28 protein-coding genes are annotated in these 22,426 nt (G+C 43.8%); 12 read left to right on the top strand and 16 right to left on the bottom strand.

The window, feature by feature from the left end; translation table 11 throughout:
- Positions 1 to 282: 282 nt before the first annotated feature.
- Entirely contained in the window at positions 283 to 516 is a 234-nt protein-coding gene (locus V1497_RS02895; RefSeq protein ID WP_349409491.1) for a gamma-type small acid-soluble spore protein, read from the bottom strand.
- 178 nt (positions 517 to 694) lie between these two features.
- Between V1497_RS02895 and V1497_RS02890 the strand changes: the two genes are divergently transcribed.
- Positions 695 to 919, top strand: a complete 225-nt coding sequence (locus V1497_RS02890) for a hypothetical protein (RefSeq protein WP_349409490.1) — start codon at positions 695 to 697, stop codon at positions 917 to 919.
- A gap of 211 nt (positions 920 to 1,130) precedes the next feature.
- Here the strand turns inward: V1497_RS02890 and V1497_RS02885 are convergent, their stop codons facing one another.
- Positions 1,131 to 1,889, bottom strand: coding sequence for an SDR family oxidoreductase (locus V1497_RS02885; RefSeq protein WP_349409489.1), 759 nt, complete (start codon positions 1,887 to 1,889; stop codon positions 1,131 to 1,133).
- Between the two features lie 3 nt (positions 1,890 to 1,892).
- Positions 1,893 to 2,975 (bottom strand): A/G-specific adenine glycosylase, encoded by a 1,083-nt coding sequence (gene mutY, locus V1497_RS02880; protein ID WP_349410731.1) that lies wholly within the window; start codon positions 2,973 to 2,975, stop codon positions 1,893 to 1,895.
- Positions 2,976 to 3,211: 236 nt separating this feature from the next.
- On the opposite strand from mutY, the gene V1497_RS02875 reads away from it, so the two are divergent.
- Complete coding sequence (locus V1497_RS02875) at positions 3,212 to 4,195, top strand: metal-dependent hydrolase (protein ID WP_349409488.1); 984 nt, start codon at positions 3,212 to 3,214, stop codon at positions 4,193 to 4,195.
- 94 nt (positions 4,196 to 4,289) lie between these two features.
- Here V1497_RS02875 and V1497_RS02870 read toward each other — a convergent pair whose 3' ends face one another.
- Entirely contained in the window at positions 4,290 to 4,553 is a 264-nt protein-coding gene (locus V1497_RS02870) for a YfhJ family protein (protein WP_349409487.1), read from the bottom strand.
- 94 nt (positions 4,554 to 4,647) lie between these two features.
- Here V1497_RS02870 and sspK point away from each other — a divergent pair, with 94 nt between their 5' ends.
- Both sspK and V1497_RS02860 read left to right on the top strand, forming a co-directional pair.
- Positions 4,648 to 4,797, top strand: a complete 150-nt coding sequence (gene sspK / locus V1497_RS02865) for a small, acid-soluble spore protein K (RefSeq protein WP_349409486.1) — start codon at positions 4,648 to 4,650, stop codon at positions 4,795 to 4,797.
- A gap of 22 nt (positions 4,798 to 4,819) precedes the next feature.
- Positions 4,820 to 4,978 (top strand): YpzG family protein, encoded by a 159-nt coding sequence (locus V1497_RS02860; RefSeq protein WP_349409485.1) that lies wholly within the window; start codon positions 4,820 to 4,822, stop codon positions 4,976 to 4,978.
- Positions 4,979 to 5,078: 100 nt separating this feature from the next.
- Here the strand turns inward: V1497_RS02860 and V1497_RS02855 are convergent, their stop codons facing one another.
- Positions 5,079 to 5,390, bottom strand: a complete 312-nt coding sequence (locus tag V1497_RS02855) for a YfhH family protein (RefSeq protein ID WP_349410730.1) — start codon at positions 5,388 to 5,390, stop codon at positions 5,079 to 5,081.
- 93 nt (positions 5,391 to 5,483) lie between these two features.
- Here V1497_RS02855 and V1497_RS02850 point away from each other — a divergent pair, with 93 nt between their 5' ends.
- Complete coding sequence (locus tag V1497_RS02850; protein ID WP_349409484.1) at positions 5,484 to 6,158, top strand: SDR family oxidoreductase; 675 nt, start codon at positions 5,484 to 5,486, stop codon at positions 6,156 to 6,158.
- Here the strand turns inward: V1497_RS02850 and recX are convergent.
- The gene (gene recX, locus V1497_RS02845) at positions 6,145 to 6,960 is read right to left on the bottom strand and encodes a recombination regulator RecX (protein ID WP_349409483.1); all 816 of its coding nucleotides are present in this window, start codon (positions 6,958 to 6,960) and stop codon (positions 6,145 to 6,147) included. The genes V1497_RS02850 and recX overlap by 14 nt on opposite strands.
- Before the next feature lie 155 nt (positions 6,961 to 7,115).
- On the opposite strand from recX, the gene V1497_RS02840 reads away from it, so the two are divergent.
- The 4 genes from V1497_RS02840 (at position 7,116) to V1497_RS02825 (ending at position 10,738) form a co-directional block, all read left to right on the top strand.
- On the top strand, positions 7,116 to 8,018 hold the full coding sequence (locus tag V1497_RS02840) for a TIGR01777 family oxidoreductase (RefSeq protein ID WP_349409482.1): 903 nt from the start codon (positions 7,116 to 7,118) through the stop codon (positions 8,016 to 8,018).
- Between the two features lie 337 nt (positions 8,019 to 8,355).
- Positions 8,356 to 9,480: an amidohydrolase gene (locus tag V1497_RS02835; protein ID WP_349409481.1), complete on the top strand. Its 1,125-nt coding sequence runs from the start codon at positions 8,356 to 8,358 to the stop codon at positions 9,478 to 9,480.
- A gap of 321 nt (positions 9,481 to 9,801) precedes the next feature.
- Complete coding sequence (locus V1497_RS02830; protein ID WP_349409480.1) at positions 9,802 to 10,359, top strand: GNAT family N-acetyltransferase; 558 nt, start codon at positions 9,802 to 9,804, stop codon at positions 10,357 to 10,359.
- 217 nt (positions 10,360 to 10,576) lie between these two features.
- Positions 10,577 to 10,738, top strand: coding sequence for a YfhD family protein (locus tag V1497_RS02825; RefSeq protein ID WP_226551670.1), 162 nt, complete (start codon positions 10,577 to 10,579; stop codon positions 10,736 to 10,738).
- 253 nt (positions 10,739 to 10,991) lie between these two features.
- On the opposite strand, the gene rlmD is transcribed toward V1497_RS02825, so the two are convergent.
- From rlmD to V1497_RS02805, 4 genes are all read right to left on the bottom strand, one after another.
- Positions 10,992 to 12,371: a 23S rRNA (uracil(1939)-C(5))-methyltransferase RlmD gene (gene rlmD / locus V1497_RS02820; protein ID WP_414703623.1), complete on the bottom strand. Its 1,380-nt coding sequence runs from the start codon at positions 12,369 to 12,371 to the stop codon at positions 10,992 to 10,994.
- A gap of 87 nt (positions 12,372 to 12,458) precedes the next feature.
- The gene (pdaA, locus tag V1497_RS02815; RefSeq protein ID WP_349409478.1) at positions 12,459 to 13,256 is read right to left on the bottom strand and encodes a delta-lactam-biosynthetic de-N-acetylase; all 798 of its coding nucleotides are present in this window, start codon (positions 13,254 to 13,256) and stop codon (positions 12,459 to 12,461) included.
- A gap of 196 nt (positions 13,257 to 13,452) precedes the next feature.
- Positions 13,453 to 15,003 carry a fumarate hydratase gene (locus V1497_RS02810; RefSeq protein WP_349409477.1) on the bottom strand — a complete coding sequence of 517 codons (1,551 nt, stop codon included), beginning with the start codon at positions 15,001 to 15,003 and terminating at the stop codon, positions 13,453 to 13,455.
- Between the two features lie 142 nt (positions 15,004 to 15,145).
- Positions 15,146 to 15,334, bottom strand: coding sequence for an SE1561 family protein (locus tag V1497_RS02805; protein WP_349409476.1), 189 nt, complete (start codon positions 15,332 to 15,334; stop codon positions 15,146 to 15,148).
- A 222-nt stretch (positions 15,335 to 15,556) separates the two neighbouring features.
- Between V1497_RS02805 and V1497_RS02800 the strand changes: the two genes are divergently transcribed.
- Complete coding sequence (locus V1497_RS02800; protein ID WP_349410729.1) at positions 15,557 to 15,886, top strand: helix-turn-helix domain-containing protein; 330 nt, start codon at positions 15,557 to 15,559, stop codon at positions 15,884 to 15,886.
- A 55-nt stretch (positions 15,887 to 15,941) separates the two neighbouring features.
- Here the strand turns inward: V1497_RS02800 and V1497_RS02795 are convergent, their stop codons facing one another.
- From V1497_RS02795 to V1497_RS02775, 5 genes are all read right to left on the bottom strand, one after another.
- Positions 15,942 to 16,733 carry a YfkD family protein gene (locus tag V1497_RS02795; RefSeq protein WP_349409475.1) on the bottom strand — a complete coding sequence of 264 codons (792 nt, stop codon included), beginning with the start codon at positions 16,731 to 16,733 and terminating at the stop codon, positions 15,942 to 15,944.
- A gap of 182 nt (positions 16,734 to 16,915) precedes the next feature.
- Positions 16,916 to 17,521, bottom strand: a complete 606-nt coding sequence (locus V1497_RS02790; protein WP_349409474.1) for an abortive infection system antitoxin AbiGi family protein — start codon at positions 17,519 to 17,521, stop codon at positions 16,916 to 16,918.
- A 71-nt stretch (positions 17,522 to 17,592) separates the two neighbouring features.
- Entirely contained in the window at positions 17,593 to 18,942 is a 1,350-nt protein-coding gene (locus V1497_RS02785) for an MATE family efflux transporter (protein ID WP_349409473.1), read from the bottom strand.
- Between the two features lie 49 nt (positions 18,943 to 18,991).
- Positions 18,992 to 19,603, bottom strand: a complete 612-nt coding sequence (locus V1497_RS02780) for a YitT family protein (RefSeq protein WP_349409472.1) — start codon at positions 19,601 to 19,603, stop codon at positions 18,992 to 18,994.
- Positions 19,588 to 19,974, bottom strand: a complete 387-nt coding sequence (locus tag V1497_RS02775) for an OsmC family protein (RefSeq protein WP_349409471.1) — start codon at positions 19,972 to 19,974, stop codon at positions 19,588 to 19,590. The genes V1497_RS02780 and V1497_RS02775 overlap by 16 nt, the downstream gene beginning before the upstream one ends.
- Positions 19,975 to 20,104: 130 nt before the next feature.
- Here V1497_RS02775 and V1497_RS02770 point away from each other — a divergent pair, with 130 nt between their 5' ends.
- Both V1497_RS02770 and V1497_RS02765 read left to right on the top strand, forming a co-directional pair.
- Positions 20,105 to 21,274, top strand: a complete 1,170-nt coding sequence (locus V1497_RS02770; RefSeq protein WP_349409470.1) for an MFS transporter — start codon at positions 20,105 to 20,107, stop codon at positions 21,272 to 21,274.
- A gap of 125 nt (positions 21,275 to 21,399) precedes the next feature.
- Positions 21,400 to 21,840: a redoxin domain-containing protein gene (locus V1497_RS02765; RefSeq protein WP_349409469.1), complete on the top strand. Its 441-nt coding sequence runs from the start codon at positions 21,400 to 21,402 to the stop codon at positions 21,838 to 21,840.
- 65 nt (positions 21,841 to 21,905) lie between these two features.
- On the opposite strand, the gene V1497_RS02760 is transcribed toward V1497_RS02765, so the two are convergent.
- Positions 21,906 to 22,370, bottom strand: a complete 465-nt coding sequence (locus tag V1497_RS02760) for a VanZ family protein (RefSeq protein WP_349409468.1) — start codon at positions 22,368 to 22,370, stop codon at positions 21,906 to 21,908.
- Between the last annotated feature and the right edge of the window lie 56 nt (positions 22,371 to 22,426).

Genomic DNA, 22,426 nt, shown 5'->3' with positions numbered 1-22,426 from the left:
ATCCTTCCGTCCGTACTAGTGTAACCTTACAACATCTTCTTTTAATCATAACATAAGAAGAAAAGCGGAATCGCCTTCTCTAGCTTCACAGGTCACTGGAAGACCGACGAGGAGGCTGTCGCCGCCACAGGAGGTCTGAAGTGATCCAAGAAGCTGGGTGATGGAGCTGGACAATCAAGAAAAGCGGAATCGCCCTGGCTAGCTTCGCAGGTCACTGGAAGACCGACGAGGAGGCTGTATAAAAAAACACCCTCGACTATGAAGTCGAGAGTGTTTGTGGAGTTACTGCTGGTTGTTTTGTTGTTGCTGTTGTTGTCCCTGCTTCGCACGCATCGCTTGTTGCGATTGCTGATTTTGCTGGCGTACCTCTTGTGCATATTCTTGACCGAATTCTGCTTGGTATTGACCAGCTTGAGCAGGTTGCTGTTGTTGTGCTTGTCGTTGAGCTTGAGCATTTTGCTGTTGCGCCATGTTAGCACCAGCTTGTTGTTGTCCTGGCTTTTGTTGTTTTGCCATGAGTCTCACCTCCACATGAGTTAATTTAACCACCATGCAAAGGTGTTATCCGACAAATTCAGATGTACCATTTACCAGACATAATGATGTTTCAAAAGGAAAGATTAAATTCAATATACACAGGGTAAAACAATGATGAAGAATCAAAAAGCCTGTTTAGCAAGGAGGTTTTCAAACCATGTATGTTGGTAGAGATATGACTGAACTCGCAACCCTTTCAATGGATGAATGGACTGATAAAGAACTTGCCTATTTCCACCACGGCTTACAACAGATGACTCAGTTTCTCAATTCTGAAGGTGTTTCCATGCATAAGGAGATTATCAAGGAAATCGAAGACCGCGGTGGATTGCACCGAGATGAAGCAGACTGGAGTCATGGGACAAGACCGAATTACGAATGAGGGAAAAGCTGGCCTTAGGGTCAGCTTTTTTTATTTTAAATTTGAAATCGAGCTATAAAATCGGAAATTGGGCTATAATTTGGCCGAATTGGTTTATAATTTCTCAAATCGGGCTATAATTTCTAAATTTTATACGATTCTGTCCCAAATCGGTCCATAAGTAGAAATCAGCCAAAACAAATAGAGGCTGCTTGAACAGCCTCTTCCATTTTTAAAAATTCGAATAGGATTGTCCACCGTCGACATTCAAGGTCGCTCCTACGACCCAATTTGAACGCTCAGATGCTAGGAAGGTCACGACATCGGCAATTTCCTCTGGTTTCCCGAATCGGCCTGCTGGAATTTCCTCTTCTACAAATTGTTCGATTTTCTCCGGATTTTCATCTAATCGGCGCTGCCAGCTTCCTTGTGGGTGTAGAATTGCTCCAGGAGCTACACCATTGACTCGAATGCCAGAGGAAATCACTTCTCCTGCAAGAGACTTGATAAAGCTGATCAATGCAGATTTAGAACTGTTATAGGTCGGCTTTCCACCAGATTCTCTTCCATAAATGCTTGAAATGTTAATGATTGAGCCATTCTGGTTCAACTTCATCTGTTCAACAGCTAATTTGCTGAAGTGTACAGCAGCATGAAAGTTCAGCTCCATTGCCTCCCTGAATTGATCAAGAGAGGTTTCTTCTACAACCCCACCGTGACTTCCTCCAGCGTTATTCACGAGTATATCGATGGACCCGTGATCTTGAATGAATTGATTGAAAATCGCTTCACGATCATAATCCTTCATCAAATCTCCTTGATAGATGGAGATTTCAGGATACGTATGCTTCAATTTCTCCAAGTCCGCTGCGCCTCTTGCACAAACACCTACTGTTACACCTTCTTCTTTCAATCCTAAAGCGATAGCTTTTCCAATTCCTCTGGAAGCTCCTGTAACAAGAGCATGTTTCCCTTTCAAATTCAAATCCATGATTTATTCTCCTTTCAAGAGAGCTGCTACTTTTTGGTGCGGAACCGGCAAAGGATAGGCTTCCAACTCTTGCAATTGAACGACTTTTCCAGCATCCATTTGTTCCTTAACCGTAAAGCTCCCATGATAAACAGCGATTTCCCAGGTTAAATGAGAAAAGATATGCCGAAAATCAAGAAGATGCTCGTTTAATTCAACATGGATAGGGTATTTTTCTTCTAAGTAGGTTTTCAATTGTTCCTTATGCTTCCCGTTTGCTTCATTAACTTCTACATTCGGGAATTGCCACAGGTTTGCCAGTAGACCCGTTTCAGGTCGTTTTTCGATAATCGTCTCGCCTTTTTCATTCTGGAGAAGGGCAACGGCCATCGGCACGATTTTATTTTTCCCTTTTTTCTTTTTCACTGGCAGCTCAGTCTGTAGACCCTCGTCAAACGCAGCACAATGTCGCTGCACTGGGCATAACATACAGGAGGGATTTTTCGGTGTACAAATCGTCGCACCGAGCTCCATGAGCCCTTGATTGAAATACGATGGATTTTTTTCAGAAATCAATTGTCGCACTGCTTCTTCAAACTTTTTACGGGTTTGAGGCTTGGCAATATCATCATCAATCAAAAGGATTCTCGAGAGTACTCGCATGACATTTCCATCGACTGCTGGCTCAGGAAGGCTGAAAGCGATACTCGCAATAGCACCTGCTGTATAAGGTCCTACACCTTTTAAGGATTGAATTTCTTTCGGGCGATCGGGTACGATCCCTTCATATTTCTCTTTTACTTCTTTTACAGCAGCATGGAGGTTGCGAGCTCGTGAATAATAGCCCAAACCTTCCCACGCTTTTAGTACTTTTTCTTCCTCAGCTTCAGCTAGCGCACTGACGGTGGGAAATTGCTCCATAAAGCGTTCAAAATATGGAATAACAGTATCCACACGTGTCTGTTGTAGCATGATTTCTGAAACCCAGATTTTATATGGATCTCGTTCCTTTCTCCACGGAAGATCTCTTTTTTCTCGTTCGAACCATGAGATCAGATCAGACTGGAACGTTTCAATATCAACTCGTTGTTCTGTATGTAATGGCATTGACATGACAATAAATCCTCCAACATGTTTCAATACTTTGATAATCTGTTTGAAACGTGCTATTTTGTTTCAAAATGACTGAACTCGTTTAACACTATACTATAACGGATGTGTATTAAAAAACGATATTTATGGGTTGTCTACCCATCGAACCTGACATAATTGGATACACTATGGTTAGAAAGATCCGAATCCGGACTATGAAAAATGCTTAATTGAGGAGGCCTTGACAATTAATGGATACGGGTACACATATTGTTATGGGTATCGCTTTAGGTGGGCTTGCCACCTTGGATCCAGTCATTGCACAGGATCCCATCACGACGCAGACTGTATTGATCGGGACAATCATCGGATCGAATGCGCCTGACTTTGATACGGTACTCAAATTAAGAAATAATGCTGTCTATATACGGAATCACCGGGGTATTACCCACTCCATCCCTGCTGTGTTGCTTTGGCCGATTCTGATAGCCGGTGGATTGGAGTTGTTCATACCTGCAGCGAAAATGCTCCATGTTTGGTTATGGACCTTCTTAGCTGTGTTCCTGCATGTGTTTGTCGATATTTTCAATGCCTATGGGACACAAGCCGTGCACCCTTTCTCCAAAAAGTGGGTTGCGCTCGGCATGATCAATATTTTTGACCCGTTCATTTTCACCGCCCATATCATCGGTTTCATCCTTTGGTATCAAGGATTCCATCCAGGATACACTTTCCTGGGCATCTACCTGATATTGATCGGATACTATATTTGGCGGTACATCGATAAACACCAGACCATCAAGCTCGTTAAAAAGGAAGTGCCTGATGCGACCAAGGTCATCATTTGCCCGACGATCAGGTGGAGCCAAAAGCATGTCGCTGTCATGAGTCCAGGACAATTCCACGTCATTGAAGTAAAAGGAAATTCCTTGACCATTCATGACGTGTACGACCGGAAGCCTGTTCCGAACAATCCGATTTTGAATGAGGCGGTAAAAGATGACAATCTCGCAGCATTCCTCTCCTTCTCCCCCGTTTATCGTTGGGAAGTGGAAGAAGCGGAGGAAGGCTACGAAGTCCGTTTCATTGATTTGCGTTATCGTTCAAAAGGTCATTACCCATTCGTCGCAGTGGTGAAGCTGGATGACGAACTGAATGTCATCAGCTCATATACAGGATGGGTTTACAGCGAAAAAACGTTACGTCGTAAATTGGAAGTCGCAACATCCAACTAAGTTGAAGGGTGCCTGTTCATGAGAACGGGCACCCTTTTTTATGGGATAAAGGAGATGCTTTTCAGTCCATGAATCGATTTTGCTCACGATAAAATCAATGCTTCGGTCCTTTTTTGAGTAAATGCTGAAATTTGGGATTGGAACTGAAATACTCATGAAGCTTGTCTCCAAAACGATTGACCCACTCGGTAACGATCCGTTCGGTCACTTCTTGCCCTTTATAACTTCTTCCGGCACGTGCTCTGGTCGACTCGAAATCTTCCCAAAGTGCCTCTACCCAATTACGTGCTTCCTCGTAGCTCAATGAAGGGTTCTTTTCCTGCAATTTCAGGGCTAATTTATGAAACGTTTCTTCCATTGTATTTCTCTCCTTCCTTGTCAATAATTTCACAACATATCGTTTCTTGGTTCATCTCATACTAAGAGTATCGTTTAGAAAGGAGTGCTTACCGATGCGTAATAAAGCAAAGAACTTTCCTAATCGCATGTCTCCAAACGGCGAAGCCCGTGCGAAGGATGAATATGCGTCTAAACGTGCAAATGGTACGACCCAGACTCACCCTCAAGAACGGATGAGTCGCTCCAACCGTACCCAGGGATAACCTTGTTAGGAGGTGCCGACTCTTGGGCAAAGATAATCGAGATAAAATGCATCCTAACTATGAAGATCCTTTCCAATCGCCTCGTGCGAACCCGAAGCATAGCTTCAACCAGGTAAATGGTGAAACACAACGGAGCTTACACAACCATGTTCTAAAGGTCGAAACACGGAAACGCTCCTAGTTTCATTCAATCCGAGAGGTATGTCCTAACGTCCTTCACGGACCGCAGGACATCCTTTTTATAATTCATGTGGAATAGTTAATGAATTTCTGATTAACCTTTAAAACTTAATCAACATAGAAATCGGGAATGCTTCCATTTCATCTGATTCATTACGGTAACCCCATGCAAAAATGCCATTCATATAAGAAATCTTGAAACGGCTGCCAGGGTCCCCTTCTAATTCATACACTTCATCCGGCTTATAATCCGCCGGATCCAATAAATAACTTTTCGCCATCATAATTTTCCGTTGATAGACAGCTACTTCGTTTACAATTCCGAGCTGTTCAGCTTTTCTCGCTTTTTCCGTCATTTCCCTGATCTCTTGGTTAATCTCGTGCTCTGACATTTCACTATACAATCTGCTCATCATACATACCTCCTAGCGTAGCTTATGTTTTCTCGAAATGGCGTACAAGTTGTGCTAGCATGAATACGAATCCACGATAAGGAGTGTTACATCATGAAAAATGTTCTGATAACCGGAGCTGGCACAGGATTAGGAAGAAGTCTTGCACTCCAATATGGAAAAGACGGTAATCATGTCTATCTGATCGGCCGTCGTCTTGAACCGCTTGAAAAAGTCGCTCAGGAGATTCAAGAAGCTGGAGGACAAGCGACACCTATTACATGTGACATCACCGATTATGAAGATGTAAAACAACACCTTTTTACGAAGAAGCTTGAAGATATCTCACTTGATCTCATCATCAATAATGCTGGGACGGGTGTTTTCGGACCTCTAGAAAGCTATGGTGATGACGAAATCGATCAAGTCCTTGCAACCAATGTCAAAGGGACCATTAACATGACCCGTGCTGCTCTGCCTTCACTTGTTGAACAAGGCAACGGACAAATCATGAACATCATCTCGACTGCCGGACTGCGAGGAAAGAAAAACGAATCCGTTTATGTAGCAAGCAAGTTTGCTGTCCGTGGTTTTACCGAAAGTCTCATTAAAGAGCTTGAGGGCACGTCCATCAAAATCACTGCTGTCTACATGGGTGGAATGGATACCCCATTCTGGAATGAAACCGACCATATCAAGGACCGCTCCCGCCTTAAGAGCTCAGAAACGGTTGCCCGTATGATTGTTGAACAAAATGTAGGACAAGCGGAAATCTTCATCGATCGATGAGTTCAGCGTTCTCATCCAACCATTCTTCAATGAGCGTAATCGGGAAACCTTTCCTATAGAGGAATTGTTTCATTTTCTGTTTGTATTCCCAGCCCTCGTATTTCTGATACTTTCTATGAGCTTTTATAGCTTGAATATCCAAAGCCTCCCTCTCTTCATCTTCATCCTTTTCGAGGGAGGCATTTTCTATCGCTTGTTCCACCACACCCCATGGAAACCCTTTTTGCTGCAGAAACTGAGCAACCTTCTGCTTACGTGCATTCTCACTCAATTTCTTATCCTGCTTCGCTTTCTTTGTTGCAAGTTTCGTTGCTTCTTCTACCTGCTCTTCAACTGAATACGTTTCAATCGCTTGTTCAATGAGTGAATCAGAAACGCCTTTCTTTTTCAGTTCCTGCTTCAATGCCAATGGACCCTTCTTGGTCGTTGTGATTTTGCTTCGGATGAACATTTTAGCGAACTCAAGATCGTTCACATATCCGTTTTCCTCTAATCGCTGGATGATCGCTTTGATCGTTGAAGGCTCGATTTCTTTTTTGAGGAGATAAGCCCTTATTTCCTCGGCTGACCTCATCCGATAGGATAGGAAATTCATCGCCTGGCTCAGCCCTTTTTGGAACTGATCCTCAAGCTTCATTTCTTCCATCTCTTCGTTTGTCAGCTCCATGCCTTTTCGAATACCGGATTTTATATAAACCTCTTCATGGATGGCAAAGCCGAACTCTTCCCCATTGCCACGATCTATGAATACATTAAAGCGGCTTTTGTTCTTTTTCTGGACTGTGATCTTCGTAATTTTCAATTGGATCACCTCTCTCCCCATTTTAGCACAACCACTGGCCTCGATTTTAATAGGAAACTTTACCACTGAAAAAGTTACGGTTCTTTAATTGACAAAAAGGGAATGCCCTATAAAAGGAAGAATAGTGTAAGTAACCTTGCTGAGGAGGAATTGGTATGAAAATCGCGATTTCAGGGGGAACAGGATTTGTAGGCGAAGCATTGACTGACCATTTTACGAGCCAGGGTCATCACGTATTCATTTTGACACGGAATCCATCTGGAAAGCCAGTTAAGGAGCATGTCACCTATGTGAAGTGGCTGACAGATGATGCAGAAACCGATCAGCTTACTGGAATCGACGCAATCATAAACCTGGCGGGTGAAACGATCAACGGGCGCTGGACGGAAGAAAAGAAGGAGAAAATCCTCTCCAGCCGAATTCAAGCCACCCGTGAAATCCTGAAGATTATTGAAAGCATGGAATCAAAGCCCCACACCCTCATAAATGCATCAGCAATCGGTTATTATGGTACTTCGGAAAGCGAAAAATTCGATGAAAATACAACGAGGTCCGGCGACGATTTTCTCGCCAAAGTAACGGAAGAGTGGGAAAGTGAAGCACAGAAAGCTGAACAATATGGTGTACGAGTCGTGCTTACCCGTTTCGGAATCATCCTGGATAAAGACGAAGGAGCACTTCCCCGCATGGCTTTACCTTATAAGCTTTATGCCGGAGGACCATTAGGGTCAGGTGATCAATGGTACTCTTGGATACATATACGCGATGTAGTCGGATTGATGGACTATATCCTGCATCAAGAAACGATTGAAGGACCTGTGAATGCGACGTCCCCACACCCTGTCCAGATGGACGATTTCGGACGGATCCTCGGAAAAGCACTTGGACGGCCTCACTGGCTTCCACTCCCTGGATTTGTTTTACGGACCGCACTCGGGGAAATGAGCACCTTGATTCTGGATGGACAGAAGGTGTTTCCTGAAAAAGCATTGAAGCATGGCTATAAGTTCACTTACCCAACATTAAATTCAGCCCTGACAGCTATTTATGAACGATGAAGTTTTTGTTTCTTAATGGGAAAAGTTTAGAATGATTTTTATTTAAAGGCTCTGTTAAAGAATGTTGTGGATTAAGAAAATGGAAGCGTAAGGCGGCGACTCCAGCGGGAAAAGCAACAGCTGAAGACCCCGCAGATTGAGCATTAAGGATCTTCGACTAAAAACCACCACGTCCTATGGTGAACGTCGAAGCCACCACATCCTGTGAAAGTGAGGCTGAAGCGTTGCCCGCGGAAAGCGTCCGCCTAAAGCTGAACAAATCCTTTTTAAAAATAAACTTCCTTTTTCACCCTGGCAAAGCTATACTTATCTTGAAATAAAGAGGAAGAGGTATGGAATGAAAACGTTATTTAAAAATGCCACACTTTACCCTGTCACATCAGAACCATTTAAAGGTGATCTTCTGATCAGTGAAGGTAAAATCATAAATATTTCAACAGAAATTCAGCGAAATGATGAAATGGAAGTGATTGAGGCCTCAGGTATGCACTTGCTGCCCGGGTTCATTGATGTCCACACTCATCTGGGATTATATGATGAAGGAACAGGCTGGGCCGGTAACGATGCCAATGAGACGCACGAGCCGTTGACTCCCCATATACGGGCGATTGATGGTGTCCATCCATTGGATATCGCCTTCAATGATGCAATTAAATTCGGGATCACCACCGCCCACGTTATGCCAGGAAGTGCTAATGTAATCGGCGGTCAAACCTCAGTCATCAAAACATATGGACAAAACATCCAGAAGATGATCATGAAGCAGAAGGCGGGACTAAAAATTGCCCTTGGGGAAAATCCGAAGCGGATCCACAGTGGGCGCCATAACGACTCCATTACACGTATGGGGATTATGGGAATGCTCCGTGAAGAGTTTTACAAAGCGTTGAATACCGACAATCCAGAATGCTTACGGACTGCACCGATTCTATCTGTGTTGAAACGGGAAATGCCCGTGAGGATCCATGCCCACAGAGCTGATGATATATTGTCTGCTGTTCGCTTTGCTGATGAATTCAACCTTGATTTGCGAATCGAACATTGTACAGAAGGACACCTGATTGCTTCAGAACTTGAAGGAAGAGATCTTCAGGTTTCCGTCGGCCCGACTCTCACGCGTAAATCGAAAATCGAGCTGAAGAACAAGACCTGGCAGACCTATAAAGTATTGAACGATCATGGTGTGTCAGTTTCCATAACAACCGATCACCCATATATCCCGATCCAGTATTTGAATGTCTGTGCAGCCATTGCGATCCGGGAAGGACTATCAGTGGAACAAGCGCTGGAAGGCATTACGATTAATCCGGCTAGAAACCTCGGAATTGACGACCGTGTCGGAAGTCTTGAAATCGGTAAAGAGGCGGATCTGACGCTATGGAATGACCACCCCTTCCAATTCTCTGCATTGCCGAATTTGACGATGATCGGTGGAGAAATTGTTTATAAAAAATTCAACTAAAAGAGCGGATGAAGATGCACTTTTCGAGTGCTTACCACATATGATATGGGGATGAAGATTTTTGGACAAATCATTATTTGAGACCCATTTTTGAGGATAGAAAAAATAGTACTTTTTGACAAAAAATGTTCGTTCCCTTTTGGAACAAAATCGATTATGATAAAGAAGAATTGACCAATTAAATAAAATCAATGGTATTAAGGGAAGGCAATTGGTGCGCCACCAGTACATCTGGTCTTAGTGGGTTCGATTCCCACCCCGAATTAGAACTTTTAATTCGAGGGTAGGAATCGTACTGCCCTCTTTGGGAGGATGTATATTATGCTAAAGAAACGTGATCTTACAGAATGTCATGTTCTTTATGAATTAATGGTGGATCCAGCGGTCTTTCCTTTTGTGCGTCATAAAGCCTATTCTGTTGAGGAATTCATTTTCCTTACGAAACAGACGATGGAAGCCGAAGAAAATGGCGAGCTGATTTCCAGAACGATTTTAGATGAATGGGGCAACCCGATCGGAACGATCAACTTATTCGATGTCCAGGATGGCTGCGGCTTCCTAGGTACTTGGATCGGAAAGCCTTATCACGGTAAAGGGTACAATCAGCCGGCAAAAGAAGCGTTCTTCAATGAACTCTTTTTCGAAAAGGACATTCAGACGATCTTCATGCGGATTCGTAAAACGAATGTACGTTCAGAACGCGCTGCGTTGAAAATTCCATATGTCTCACTGGCAAACGAAACACGTCCAGACATTTACCAACAATTGAACGCGAACGAAGACATTTATAACCTATTCCAAATCGAGCGAGACAGCTATTACATGCATACTGTCCGCGAAATGGCTCATACACCTGTGGAAGAAATTCTGGAAGCTTAACAAAAAACGATATCAATGCCTGCCTTTTAACTGGGGTGGGCATTTTCTGTTCTGTGAAGGTTAAACTGCGCAGGCAAGTTATTCACATGTGGATAAAGAATTTCAGGCCACTTTTTCACTTGATTACCCATTCTTTCCTCTTATAGTTCAAACCATTTTGTACATCATAATAAACGAGAGGTCATCCTCTCACTTAATGTCTAAGGAGGGTTCACTCATGGGAAAAGACAATCGTTCGCGCAAACAAGCAAAGAACAAACAAAACATGGCCCCTTCTGACGGCCGTGACGTCGAATTTTCCCAAGAGCTTGCCGACTCTGAGGATCTGCAAGCGCAGGAAAGAGCACGAGCAGCTGATCGTCGCGCACGACGTAAGTAACCTCTGTAAGACTGAACAAGGAGACTTGTCCCTTCCCCGGCAAGTCTCCTTTACATATTGATTTGTGGATGAATGTGGATATGTGTATAACTTATACACAGGGTTGTTGATAATGTGGACAATAACTTGGATAACTTGTTTTGCCCAACCTTACTATCCACCGGTTCTGTGGATATCCTGGGGATGAAAAGTGTCAGGCACCGTTTGAAGCGCCTACGGAGAAGCGGCTTCTTTAACGGTGCCTGACACCATATTACTTTCTTACTAGCGTTGCGACGACTTCAACGTGGGATGTGTGCGGGAACATATCCACAGGTTGTAGTCGTTCTATTTTGAATCCGTGCTTGGAGAGATACTCGATATCCTTGGCTAATGTGGATGGATTACAGGATACGTAAACCATACGTTCAGGCTGGATGTCTTTGACGGTCGAAAGGAATGTTTGATCACAGCCGGTTCTTGGTGGATCGACGACGATGACATCCGGTTTCCAGCCTTCCTTCAGCCACTTTGGAAGTAGGTGCTCTGCTTTCCCACTCCAATAATGAGCATTTTTTATCCGATGACGGGCGGCATTATCTTTTGCATCCTTGATGGCGTCCTCAATGACGTCCATGCCTCTGATTTCTCCTGCTTTTTTAGCGAGCCATAAACCAATTGTTCCAACGCCACAATAGGCATCCACGACCTTCTCTTTTCCAGTCAGCTTAGCGGCGCGCCTTACTTCATTGTATAGTTTCACGGTTTGGACAGGATTCAACTGGAAAAATGCCCGTGCGCTCAATTCGAATGACAAATCGCCGAGTGTTTCTTGAATGGTATGTTCACCCTCTAAGTGGATGGTTTCCTCTCCAAATATGACGGAGGTCTTTCTACCATTCACGTTTTGTAAAATCGAGGTCACTTCTGGAAGGCGCTTTTTAATTTCAGCCAAAAGCAATTCCTTTTTCGGCAGTTCTTTTTGCGTTGTAATCAACACGAGCTGTACCTTTTCCGTTTCAAAGCTTACACGTGTCACAATCGTCCTGATGAGCCCGGTGCGCTTCCGTTCATTGTAGATGGAGATATTCAAATCCTCCAGAATGGATTTAACGGTGTTCGTGATCGACGTTGTTTTCGGATGCTGCACCATACAATTTGTCAGGTCGATCAGCTTGTGGGATCCAATTCCGTACAAGCCTGCTATGACGCTGGCGCCCTTTTTTGCAACCTGAAACTGACTCTTATTCCGATAATACCAAGGATCCTCCATGCCGATCGTATCCTTGAGTGGGAGATGGTGCGAGTCATAGGACGTATAGCGGTCGAACGCTTGGCGGACAATGTCCTTCTTCTCACGCAACTGTGCTTCATAGCTTAAATGCTGTAACTGACACCCGCCACATTTATCGTAGATCGGACAAGGCGGTTTCACGCGATCCTTTGATTTTTCCTTGATGGATACGAGCTCAGCTTCAATACGATTCGGTAAAGGCTTCGTCACTTTCGCTATGACGGTTTCACCTGGGAGGGCGCCGTTCACGAACGTCACTTTTTTATTAAAAAAACCGATACCTTCCCCATTTATGCCAAGCCTTTTGATGGTGACTCGAATGGTGTCTCCTGATTTTAGCTCTGTTGCTTTCGTCTTCATCATTACACTCCGTCCTAATAGAATCGGCTTCCATTATATCACGCTTTAAAAGGAAAAAGACAACCTGACCGGCTGTCTTTTAAGACTTTATCGTGACAAGGGATTCGGGATTCGTTCGTTTGCGACGAGATCATCCAAGCTTTTGAACGTATATCCTTGTTTTCTTAAATCATCGATAACACGTCCGAGAGCATCAGCGTTATCCTTTGAAACGGAATGCAGCAACAGGATTGATCCAGGGTGGATTTGTTTCATGATGCTGTTGTATGCGTAATCTGCACCGCGTTGTTTATCCGTCACCCAGTCCATATAGGCCAACGACCAAAACACATTGATGTAGCCTTCCTTTTCGGATAAGGCAAGGGTTCTTTCACTAAAGATGCCTCGCGGAGGACGTAAGTAGATCATATCCTTACGACCAGTCAGCTCTTCATATTTCACTTTCACCCTGGAAAGCTCTCTCTTCAAACGCTCTTCACTTACAGTAGTCAAATCAGGATGATGCCACGAGTGGTTCCCGACAATATGGCCTTCCTTGACCATCCGTTTGACGAGCTCTGGCTTATCTTCCAGGTAGTGTCCCGTAACGAAAAAGGCTGCCGGAACCTTACGATCCTTGAGAACATCCAGTACCTTAATGGTATATCCGTTCTCATACCCGTTATCGAAAGTCAGATACAGGTTCTTTTCACTTGTATCACCGATGAAATAGCCGTTGTATTTTTTTAATAGCTCGATGAATTCAGGTTCAGTTGTCGCAGGTTGGTGGTCTTTACTTCGTTTGAAAAACCAATTGTGTTTTTCATTCGAGTAAGCTTGACCTGCAACCGGTATCGACAGAGCAAAGCTGATGACCAGCAGGTAGATGGCGATTCTCTTCCACATCGAAATCGACTCCTTTACGTAACCTTAGTATTAGTTTGAAACCTAGGATCTTATCCATACAAGGAATCGATTACCAGTGTCAGGCACCATTTTGGAACCCTTGTCCAGCAAGGGTTCCTTAAAGGTGCCTGACACTCCAACAATTCTCTACAATTCAAAAAAGCCGGGATTTGCTCCCGGCTTTCCGCGTTTTTCTTTATTTGAATACTGGGTCTTTGAATTGAGCGAGCTTTTCGAGGGATGATTTCTCAACGTCGTGATGAAGGCTGTTTCCGTGTGAGTCCATTGTCACGACTGCTGTGAATCCTTCCACTTGAAGGTGCCACATCGCTTCTGGAATTCCAAATTCCAGTAGATCGACACCGTCCACTTTCTTGATACATTCAGCGTAGTATTGTGCCGCTCCACCGATGGCGTTCAAGTAGACCCCACCATGTTCTTCCAAAGCTTTCAACGTTTTCGGTCCCATGCCGCCCTTACCGATGACAGCTCGAATTCCGAACTTCTTCATGATATCGCCCTGGTAAGGCTCTTCACGGATACTCGTCGTCGGCCCTGCAGCCTTGACGTGATATTCGCCGTTTGCGTCCTTCATCATGACCGGTCCACAGTGATAGATGATTTGTCCATTCAAGTCGACCGGTGCATCGTTACTCATCAAGTGCTTGTGGATTGCATCTCTTCCTGTATGCATGACTCCGTTGATTCGAACAACATCTCCAACGCGCAGCTCACGGATTTGTTCTTCAGTGATCGGTGCTTCCAATACGACTTCACGCACTTCATCCTTCACTTCTTCGTCGAGGGAAGCTGCCGCTTTTTCCATTTCCTTTTTGAAGTCGATTTTCTCACCCTCTTGGTACAACCATTCGGTAATCTCACCTGTATTCGGATCCATTTTGATTCCAAGGCGGCGATATGCCCAGCAGTTGTAGGCGACCGATACGAAAAAGCTCGCAGGAATACGGTTCATAACGCCGACTTTACATCCGAGAAGCGTCGCCTCTCCACCAAAGCCCATCGTACCTATTCCAAGCTTATTCGCATTCTCCATCACATACTCTTCTAACTTACGGAGATCTTCATTCGGATTCGTGTCTTCCAGTGTGCGGAACAATTGCTCTTTCGCTAGTTCATAACCGGATGTACGATCGCCACCGATCCCGACACCGATAACACCGGCACTGCAGCCTTGTCCTTGTGCTTGATACACCGAATGCATGATACACTTACGGATCCCGTCCAAATCACGGCCCGCGCGTCCTAAACCTTCCAGCTCTGTCGGCAGGCTATATTGGATGTTTTTATTTTCACATCCGCCGCCTTTCAAAATCAGGCGTGCATCGATATAATCCTCTTCCCATTGCTCGAATTTGATGACTGGAGTTCCAGGTCCCAGGTTATCCCCACTGTTCGCTCCTGTGATGGAGTCAACAGAATTTGGTCTTAGTTTCGTATTGTCCGTCGCTTCCTTGATTGCAGCGATAATCGCATCTTTAATTTTCAATTGGTTGACTCCGACCGGTGTTTTGATTTTAAAAGTAGGAAGTCCTGTATCCTGGCAGATCGGCGATACATTCTCATCTGCTTTCAAAATGTTCTCGCTGATCGTGTCCAAAGACATCGCTGCTCTCGTTCCGGCATTTTCCTGTGCTTTCGCTTTCGCAATCGCACGGCGAACGTCCTTCGGTAAGTTTGTGGACGTTTCAACAATCAGTTGATACATGCTTTCTTTCAGTTTCTCCATTTCCCCGACCCCTTTATATGAAAATTTTTGAACACAGTGCTCCCTTACCATGTCCAGGCTCATCTATATAAAAAATCGTGTAAGCGCAAACATATCTGCTTACCTGAAGCAGCTAGCATAATCGCCTCTCAGAAAGAGCTTACTACTCCTCCCAATTGTAGCGGAATTGCTTGCATTTCTCCTCAAGTTCATCAAGCATTTCGATGATCCGATCGATTTCCTCGACTCCTGCTGTTTCAGGATCGATCGTATCTAAGACTTTCAGCAGCATATCAATGCGATTTTGAATATAATTCATTTGTGTCGACTTATCATTGATGTCATTACCCATAATAGAGTTAGTCTCCTTTCTTTCTCCTCTAATATCATAACAGATTTCAAACGATTATTGGAACTAATGGATTTTGGTATTGCTTTACAAAAGTAAGCTTAAACTTTACACTTAATGTAAGAGACAATCATAAAAAACGAACAAAAGCCACGATATGACTGGCTTGACTTTAGTCCTTAAGGTTGATCCGAAAGGAAAGAGTTGAGGTGAAGAAACATGAGCATGAATTATGAAAACATGTGCCCGAAATATGAGGTTGCCATTGAAATCATCGGCAAGAAGTGGACAGGTCTGATTATTCGCGTACTGTTGTCTGGACCGAAACGGTTTAAAGATATAAAAAAACAAATTCCTGATATGAGTGACCGAATGCTAACAGAACGTATGAAAGAACTTGAATCCGTCGGAATCGTCAAACGTGATGTATATCCGGAAACCCCGGTAAGAATCGAGTATGCGTTAACCGACAAAGGGAAATCCCTGAAAGAAGTGATTGGTGAAATTCAGCGATGGAGTGACCATTGGATCGAGCTCGATCAATCAAGGCGATGAATGATAGAAGGACTGACAACAAGGTGTCAGTCCTTTTTTCGTGTCTTCCTTATCGTTAGTTCGTCATATTGAACCGGAATGTAATGTAATCCTGGACGGGGATCCAAGCACCGATTCCTTGGTGTGTCACGTTTCGCACTTCGATGCGTTTCTTATTCCCCTTTAGTACGATATATACCTCGCCGTAAGTGACGCGGCCTTTTTCATTGACTGCAGGTACATATCCTGACAAGTAACCGACTTTTTTCGGAGGAATGTTGTAGACGTTCTCCTTCTTCGTCCCTCTTCCGATGACTGTAGTGAAGGAGAGTGGCAGCATTGTCTTTTCAGAAGCCTTGATCATCATCATCTTCTGGACATCATCACTGCTCTCGATTTTTGCAGTCAAACCACCGGAAACCTTTTGTTCATTCTCTTGAAGGTACCTCAATTGCTGAATGGCTGTTCCGCCTCGATTGTTCAATTGATTCACGTTGATCTTATGATATTCCCAGTTCACATTTGTTTCTGATGATTCATAGTTCAATGGCCATTGTCCTAAAAAGATGCTTGCACGATAACCGATTGCGGTTTTCGTGGGTGAAATATGTGATTCATTAAAGAGGCGGATAAGTTCCGGATTTTCAATTTTGATATCAGTTGTTGAAAACATCTCTCTTGTCAATTCACTCGGCTGTAAATCAGGTAAGTCTTGTGTCGCATTCGGGTACGTATTTTCCTTTGAAATGGACACAGTTGAATCCGGAATGGAAATTCTTTCGGATTTTTTCGATTTCTCTGCTGAATACGCCTGGTCCGGCCAAATCAAGAGACCTATGCAGGCAATCAAAATTCCCAACTTTCTCATCGGACATGCTCCTTTCTTTCCTTTATTTTTTTCTAGTACAGATAAAATCTACATGCCAAATTTTTCATATTGTTAAAACAAATGTTTGATTGAAAGGCAAAAGCCTGAAAGGATGCCTGATTCACCGTGTTAAACAAATGTTTGATTGACAAAATGAAAAGAATGTCGAACTACATTTGAGCTCAGGCTTCTTCAATCAGCCGCCATGAAAGGATCGAAATATCCTCAGGATAAGCATGCTCCATCAGAAAGCTCCGGACGTCCTTCACTGCTTGATTCGGCACGACAATCGCCGCCACTTGCTCTTTGGTGAATTTGAAATCCCCTGTGCTCCGCCACTCCCTTTCCCGATAAAAGGTATGACCTTCCTCAGGATGAAAATCCGTAATCTTGATGAAATCCATCAAAGGATGCTTTTTTCCATCAATAAGCTCATTCCTCAATTGATGTGTAGCGGAGAGATAGAGGACAGGAAGGAAAACATCATGAACTGCTTCTGCCTTGAATCCAATTGCTGCTTTACCATAATAATCTGCGTGATCCAACAGATCCTTGAAGGGAATATCCGTCGTACTGCAAAAAGCCTTCGTTTCATACGCCCCGACCTTCTCCGTACTGGTCGCTTCGAGGACCCTAGAGCCGAGAATCGACAGTAGGATTTCGACCGATTCGGCTTCTGGTTTCGGGTTGCTTTTCTTCAAAAGCTCATCCGGACTGGAAGCCGGCTCATGACCGCCCTTAGGAGACCCTGTGAAATGCCAATAAATACGAGAATAATATCGTTGCATAAAAAACACCCTTCTGTCAGCTCTTCCTAACAGAAAGGGTGTACAAGCGTCTGTTCAATTATGTGTCCTCCTCAAGACTCGTTTTCTTCCTTGAAGATTTCGATCTCGCGCCACCTGCCGAATTTATAATATCCGTATGCAATGATACTGCTGATGATGAAGCTTGTTCCAATTCCAAAAGCGATTCCTTCTTCACCGAGCCACCTCGAGAATAAATAGGTCAGTGGGACACGCAGCACCCAGAACGAAATGAGATTCAGAATAAGTACCTGTACCATTGCACCTGCTGCTCTCACAATCCCGTTCAATACGAAATTGATGCCGAGGAACGGGTAGAAGAAGGCAACACTTTTTAAATATGTCGCACCGAATTCAATTGTCTCTTCGTCATTCACAAATAGCCTGATTAAGGATTCCGCCGTGAAATAAGCAATTGTACTGATTGAAAAGGAGACGAGCAGAATCAGATAGATCCCATTCCGGGAAATGGCCTCGACACGATCCCATGAACGAATCCCGATATTTTGACCTGCCATGCTGTTCACTGCAGACCCTAACGTAAAAGCCGGCAGCATGATGATGCTGTCGATCCGTTGTGCAGCGCCGAATCCTGCGACAACATCCGTACCGAAATATGCGACAATCCCCATGATTGCTGCAATTCCACCTGAGATTGCCATCATCTGAAGTCCCGCCGGAACCCCGAGCTTGAATAACGTCATGAAATAAAAGCGAGGCGGCAGATACGGTACAGAAAACGGAACACCGGCTTTCCATACCGAGTAAAAGATTCCGTAAACGAATGCAAAGCCTTGCGAAACAATGGTCGCATAAGCAGCTCCGACAATTCCCATGTCAAACCAGCTGATGAAGATCGGGTCAAGAATCGTATTCAATACGACCGCAATGAAAACAAAGCGGATCGGGGTTTTACTATCTCCTAAAGCACGTAAAACAGTTCCGATAAAGTTGTATCCGAATAAAAATACGATTCCAAGAAAGTTGACCTGCAAGTACGACTTGGCAAGCGGAAAGATTTCTGCAGGAGTTCCAAGTATTTTTAATAACCAATCAGCTAAAAAGAACCCGACGAGTCCGAGGCTGATCGCTAGTACTCCGAGCACAAACACGAACGCATTCAACGATTCCTTCAACCCTTGTTCATCGTTTGCCCCTTTTTTCTGTGAAAGGACAGTAAGGGAAGCACTATTCACGCCGATGATGAACGAAAGGATTGTGAAAATCAGGGTAGCAGATATCGAGATGGCCCCAAGGGAAGCAGATCCCAACAAATTTCCTACCCAAACACTATCGATGAATTGGAACGAGGTTTGCAAAATGTTCGTCAGGAAAATCGGAACAGAAAAGGTGATCATCTGTTTCGGTACAGATCCCGTTGTAAAGTCCATTTGTTGGGCCATCTTCTCCACCTCCCTCTCTCGTCAAAATGAAGTTTAAGAAAAACACCCCTTACATATGGAGTGCTTTCCGGAGTTTCACTATAGTGAGCTGTCCATTATAAACCTGATCCAGCACTTTTGTACCGATCCATTGTGTACAAATGGCGAATAAGAAGATCCACCAACCAATTACAAAAGCCGTTATAAAAAAGATGACGCCGTTAATCCAGAACATGATTTTACCCGGTGGACGATTGAAAATCTTAGCGAAAATCTGTGCAAGGATCGCCATCCCACCTGATGAAGCGCCATGCCTGAACAGGATACCGACACCGATTCCAAATAGACAAGCCCCAAACAAGAGGTCAATCCATGGAATTGAAACAGGTCCTGGTAAAATCAAGGCAATGACATCAACCGTTATGGAAGTCACCGTTACGGAAAAAATCGTCTTCCCTGCTGATCCTGCTCCAAGGAATTTGACGGCAACAATCAACAGTGGGACATTGACGAGCCATAAAGACCACCCATGCGGTATATTCCAGAAAAATTCATTAAGGACAGCAATTCCTGCTGCGCCCCCAGAAGGAATATGATGCGGGAATAGAAACAATCCCATTCCCAACCCCTGAATGATTGCTCCGAATGCGAGTGTCAGGAGCGTTTTTATCGTTTGACCCATTCGGCTTTTTCCACAACCTCTATGCTGTCTTTCACCGATTGTACCATGGAGCAATTTTTACGGGTCAATTGCATCGCTTTCTCGATTTTCTTTTCATCCCACTCATCCGTTTCAATATGGAAGGTGAGCTCGATCTTCTCAACCCGGTTCGCTTCTTCTTCATTTCGTACAATTTCTGCGTTCACCTTGATATCTTCGAATGGGTATCGCATTTTTTCTAGTACTTTTCTTAACACGCCGCCGCTGCAAACCGCTACGGAAGACACTAATAATTGATATGGACGGAATCCATATTCCTCGTTTCCAGAAATGTTCAATGTTCCGTATTCGAATTCAGCTGTGAATCCACCGTCATTCATTTTAAATTCCATTTTCGTCACTCCTTGAATGATTATGCTCTGTTATAATGGATGAAGATTTTTGAGATGGATAAGAATAAGTAAGATTTCAGTAGTAACAGATATAGTAAAATGTATCAACTAATGAAAGGAAGTACAAGTTATGCGCTCCGCCCGTTATCGTTTCAACGTCCTGATCGCAGTCGTTTTCGTTTCAGGATTTGCCCAAGGGATGCTTCTTCCCCTTCTGGCGATTCTTTTAGAAGATGCTGGTGTCTCATCAAGTATCAATGGCTTGAGTGCATCTGCTTTTTATATCGGAATTCTAGTCATTTCACCATTCATTGAAAAACCGTTACATAATTTTGGTTATAAGCGGATGATTGTTGCGGGGATCGCTCTGACAGCCGTCTCACTGATCGTCTTTCCCCTATGGCAGGCCATCTGGTTTTGGTTCATCCTCAGATTAATTATCGGTATTGGTGACCATATTTTCCACTTTGCTACACAAGTATGGCTGACATCAATGAGTGTGGAAGGAAATCGAGGGCGGAACATCTCCATTTATGGCGTCTCTTTCGGTCTAGGCTTCGGAGTCGGTCCGATCATGACAAGATTGATTGAAATACATGATGCACTGCCATTCGCGGTCGCAGCCCTATTATGCGTATTGGCGCTGCTTCTTCTTATTCGCATTGATAATGCGTATCCTGAAAATATCCACACGGCAGACGTTCAGAGTACGTGGCAAAGATACGGAAAGGTCTTCCGTTTGTCCTGGCCGGGTCTTCTCGGCACATTCGGTTATGGATTTATTGAAACAACTGTCCATAGTAATTTTCCGGTCTATGCGGTCCGTCAAGGGCTCGGCGTTGATGCTGTGTCGATCCTATTACCGGCCTTCGCAGTCGGAGCACTTGTATTCCAGGTTCCTCTCGGCCTATTAAGTGACCGATTAGGACGAAAACCGATCTTAGTAGGCTCTCTCTTAATCGGGGGGATCTGTTTTCTTTTGATGACGTTAAGCTCGTCCCTCGTTTTCTTAGCAGTCATGTTCTTGATTGCCGGACTTTTCCTAGGCTCACTCTTTTCAATGGGAATCACATTCATGGCCGACCTGCTTCCGAAAGAGCATTTACCAGCTGGCAACATCCTGGCGGGGATCTGCTTCAGTCTCGGCAGTATTTTCGGACCGCTTATCGGAGGTTTGGCCATCCAGGTATTTGCTGAAGGGAGTATTTTTTACACGATTGGCGGTATGATGCTCGTCTTGTTCATTAGCGTTTCCTTCTTCAACCCTAAGAGGGCTGAAGTCCGATCTGGTAACGTTTAACCGTTCTAAGGTAAAGGTATACTATATTGAGACAGATTAATTGACGTTTTTGTCCATAAATTTTAAAATCACAATTAGATAATAATAATTTTAAATAAAATTAACGTATAAGGAGTCGATCTAACATGCGCTTACGTACCGAAATGCCTGAATTTGAAGGTGCTACAGAATGGTTGAATGGTGAGGTTTCGAAGGATGATCTCGTTGGAGACAAACCGACACTTGTCCATTTCTGGTCGGTCAGCTGCCAGCTTTGTAAAGATGCGATGCCGAACATCAATCAATTCCGTGATGACTATAAAGATGAGTTGAATGTCATCGCTGTTCATATGCCACGTTCTGAAAAAGATCTTGATGTGGATCAAGTGAAAGAAGTCGCAGCTGAACACGGGATTACACAACCGATTTTCGTGGATAACAAGCACAAGCTGACAGATGCTTATGAAAATCAATATGTTCCAGCTTACTATGTATTTGATGCAGAAGGTAAGCTTCGTCACTTCCAGGCTGGCGGAGACGGCATGAAAATGTTGACAAAGCGTGTAAATCGCGTGCTAGGCAAATAAGAATAAGTAGAGAAAAGACGGATTCCATTTTGGAATCCGTCTTTTTTATATGCTCATAGTTATGGTTATTTGTTACGTCGATAGAGACGGTAAACGAATGCAATGATCTTATACATGATCAACCCGACGAGACCGCCTAATCCATTCAAGAAAATATCATCAATATCAAAAATCCGGTTGGCATAGTTGAATTGAAGCAATTCAATCATTGTACTCATCCCGTATGAAATGAAGAACATCCCTCTGAAAGATGCCAGCCTCCGTGAAATCAATGGCAATAAAAACCCTAAAGGCATGAACAATAGGATATTGCCGATTACATTTTTGAAGATGAGCCAATAATCCCCGCTTCGCCACATCAGCTGGATGCTGTCGAACAATACAAGGTTGAACGATTTTCCATAGACGTAATAATTGTATGTGAACAACGTTGTATAGATGAGCACAGCTAAATAAGCGACGAAGAGAATCGTGCCAAGCCATTTTACATTTCTATGCTTTTGATCTCCAGGTGCCTTCTGAATCTCCATACACGTTGTACTCCTTCTTTTGATTTAGTGTCTGACACTTTTATAAAAGTGTTGAG

This window comes from Pseudalkalibacillus sp. SCS-8, from assembly GCF_040126055.1.
GTDB lineage: Bacteria > Bacillota > Bacilli > Bacillales > Fictibacillaceae > Pseudalkalibacillus > Pseudalkalibacillus nanhaiensis.
The sequence above is the reverse complement of the archived record's forward strand: the minus strand, read 5'-3'. Positions and strand labels throughout refer to the sequence as shown.

Bases quoted from the DNA above. Each gene is read 5' to 3' on its own strand.
- V1497_RS02800 (WP_349410729.1), top strand. From the start codon at position 15,557: ATGAATTATGAAAACATGTGCCCGAAATATGAGGTTGCCATTGAAATC.
- V1497_RS02775 (WP_349409471.1), bottom strand. From the start codon at position 19,974: ATGGAATTTAAAATGAATGACGGTGGATTCACAGCTGAATTCGAATAC.
- V1497_RS02790 (WP_349409474.1), bottom strand. From the start codon at position 17,521: ATGCAACGATATTATTCTCGTATTTATTGGCATTTCACAGGGTCTCCT.
- V1497_RS02795 (WP_349409475.1), bottom strand. From the start codon at position 16,733: ATGAGAAAGTTGGGAATTTTGATTGCCTGCATAGGTCTCTTGATTTGG.
- V1497_RS02785 (WP_349409473.1), bottom strand. From the start codon at position 18,942: ATGGCCCAACAAATGGACTTTACAACGGGATCTGTACCGAAACAGATG.
- mutY (WP_349410731.1), bottom strand. From the start codon at position 2,975: ATGCCATTACATACAGAACAACGAGTTGATATTGAAACGTTCCAGTCT.
- pdaA (WP_349409478.1), bottom strand. From the start codon at position 13,256: ATGTGGAAGAGAATCGCCATCTACCTGCTGGTCATCAGCTTTGCTCTG.
- V1497_RS02810 (WP_349409477.1), bottom strand. From the start codon at position 15,003: ATGGAGAAACTGAAAGAAAGCATGTATCAACTGATTGTTGAAACGTCC.
- rlmD (WP_414703623.1), bottom strand. From the start codon at position 12,371: ATGAAGACGAAAGCAACAGAGCTAAAATCAGGAGACACCATTCGAGTC.
- V1497_RS02895 (WP_349409491.1), bottom strand. From the start codon at position 516: ATGGCAAAACAACAAAAGCCAGGACAACAACAAGCTGGTGCTAACATG.
- V1497_RS02825 (WP_226551670.1), top strand. From the start codon at position 10,577: ATGGGAAAAGACAATCGTTCGCGCAAACAAGCAAAGAACAAACAAAAC.
- V1497_RS02850 (WP_349409484.1), top strand. From the start codon at position 5,484: ATGAAAAATGTTCTGATAACCGGAGCTGGCACAGGATTAGGAAGAAGT.
- V1497_RS02890 (WP_349409490.1), top strand. From the start codon at position 695: ATGTATGTTGGTAGAGATATGACTGAACTCGCAACCCTTTCAATGGAT.
- V1497_RS02840 (WP_349409482.1), top strand. From the start codon at position 7,116: ATGAAAATCGCGATTTCAGGGGGAACAGGATTTGTAGGCGAAGCATTG.
- V1497_RS02770 (WP_349409470.1), top strand. From the start codon at position 20,105: ATGCGCTCCGCCCGTTATCGTTTCAACGTCCTGATCGCAGTCGTTTTC.
- V1497_RS02875 (WP_349409488.1), top strand. From the start codon at position 3,212: ATGGATACGGGTACACATATTGTTATGGGTATCGCTTTAGGTGGGCTT.
- V1497_RS02760 (WP_349409468.1), bottom strand. From the start codon at position 22,370: ATGGAGATTCAGAAGGCACCTGGAGATCAAAAGCATAGAAATGTAAAA.
- V1497_RS02805 (WP_349409476.1), bottom strand. From the start codon at position 15,334: ATGGGTAATGACATCAATGATAAGTCGACACAAATGAATTATATTCAA.
- V1497_RS02830 (WP_349409480.1), top strand. From the start codon at position 9,802: ATGCTAAAGAAACGTGATCTTACAGAATGTCATGTTCTTTATGAATTA.
- V1497_RS02765 (WP_349409469.1), top strand. From the start codon at position 21,400: ATGCGCTTACGTACCGAAATGCCTGAATTTGAAGGTGCTACAGAATGG.
- V1497_RS02835 (WP_349409481.1), top strand. From the start codon at position 8,356: ATGAAAACGTTATTTAAAAATGCCACACTTTACCCTGTCACATCAGAA.
- V1497_RS02855 (WP_349410730.1), bottom strand. From the start codon at position 5,390: ATGAGCAGATTGTATAGTGAAATGTCAGAGCACGAGATTAACCAAGAG.
- V1497_RS02885 (WP_349409489.1), bottom strand. From the start codon at position 1,889: ATGGATTTGAATTTGAAAGGGAAACATGCTCTTGTTACAGGAGCTTCC.
- V1497_RS02870 (WP_349409487.1), bottom strand. From the start codon at position 4,553: ATGGAAGAAACGTTTCATAAATTAGCCCTGAAATTGCAGGAAAAGAAC.
- sspK (WP_349409486.1), top strand. From the start codon at position 4,648: ATGCGTAATAAAGCAAAGAACTTTCCTAATCGCATGTCTCCAAACGGC.
- V1497_RS02780 (WP_349409472.1), bottom strand. From the start codon at position 19,603: ATGGGTCAAACGATAAAAACGCTCCTGACACTCGCATTCGGAGCAATC.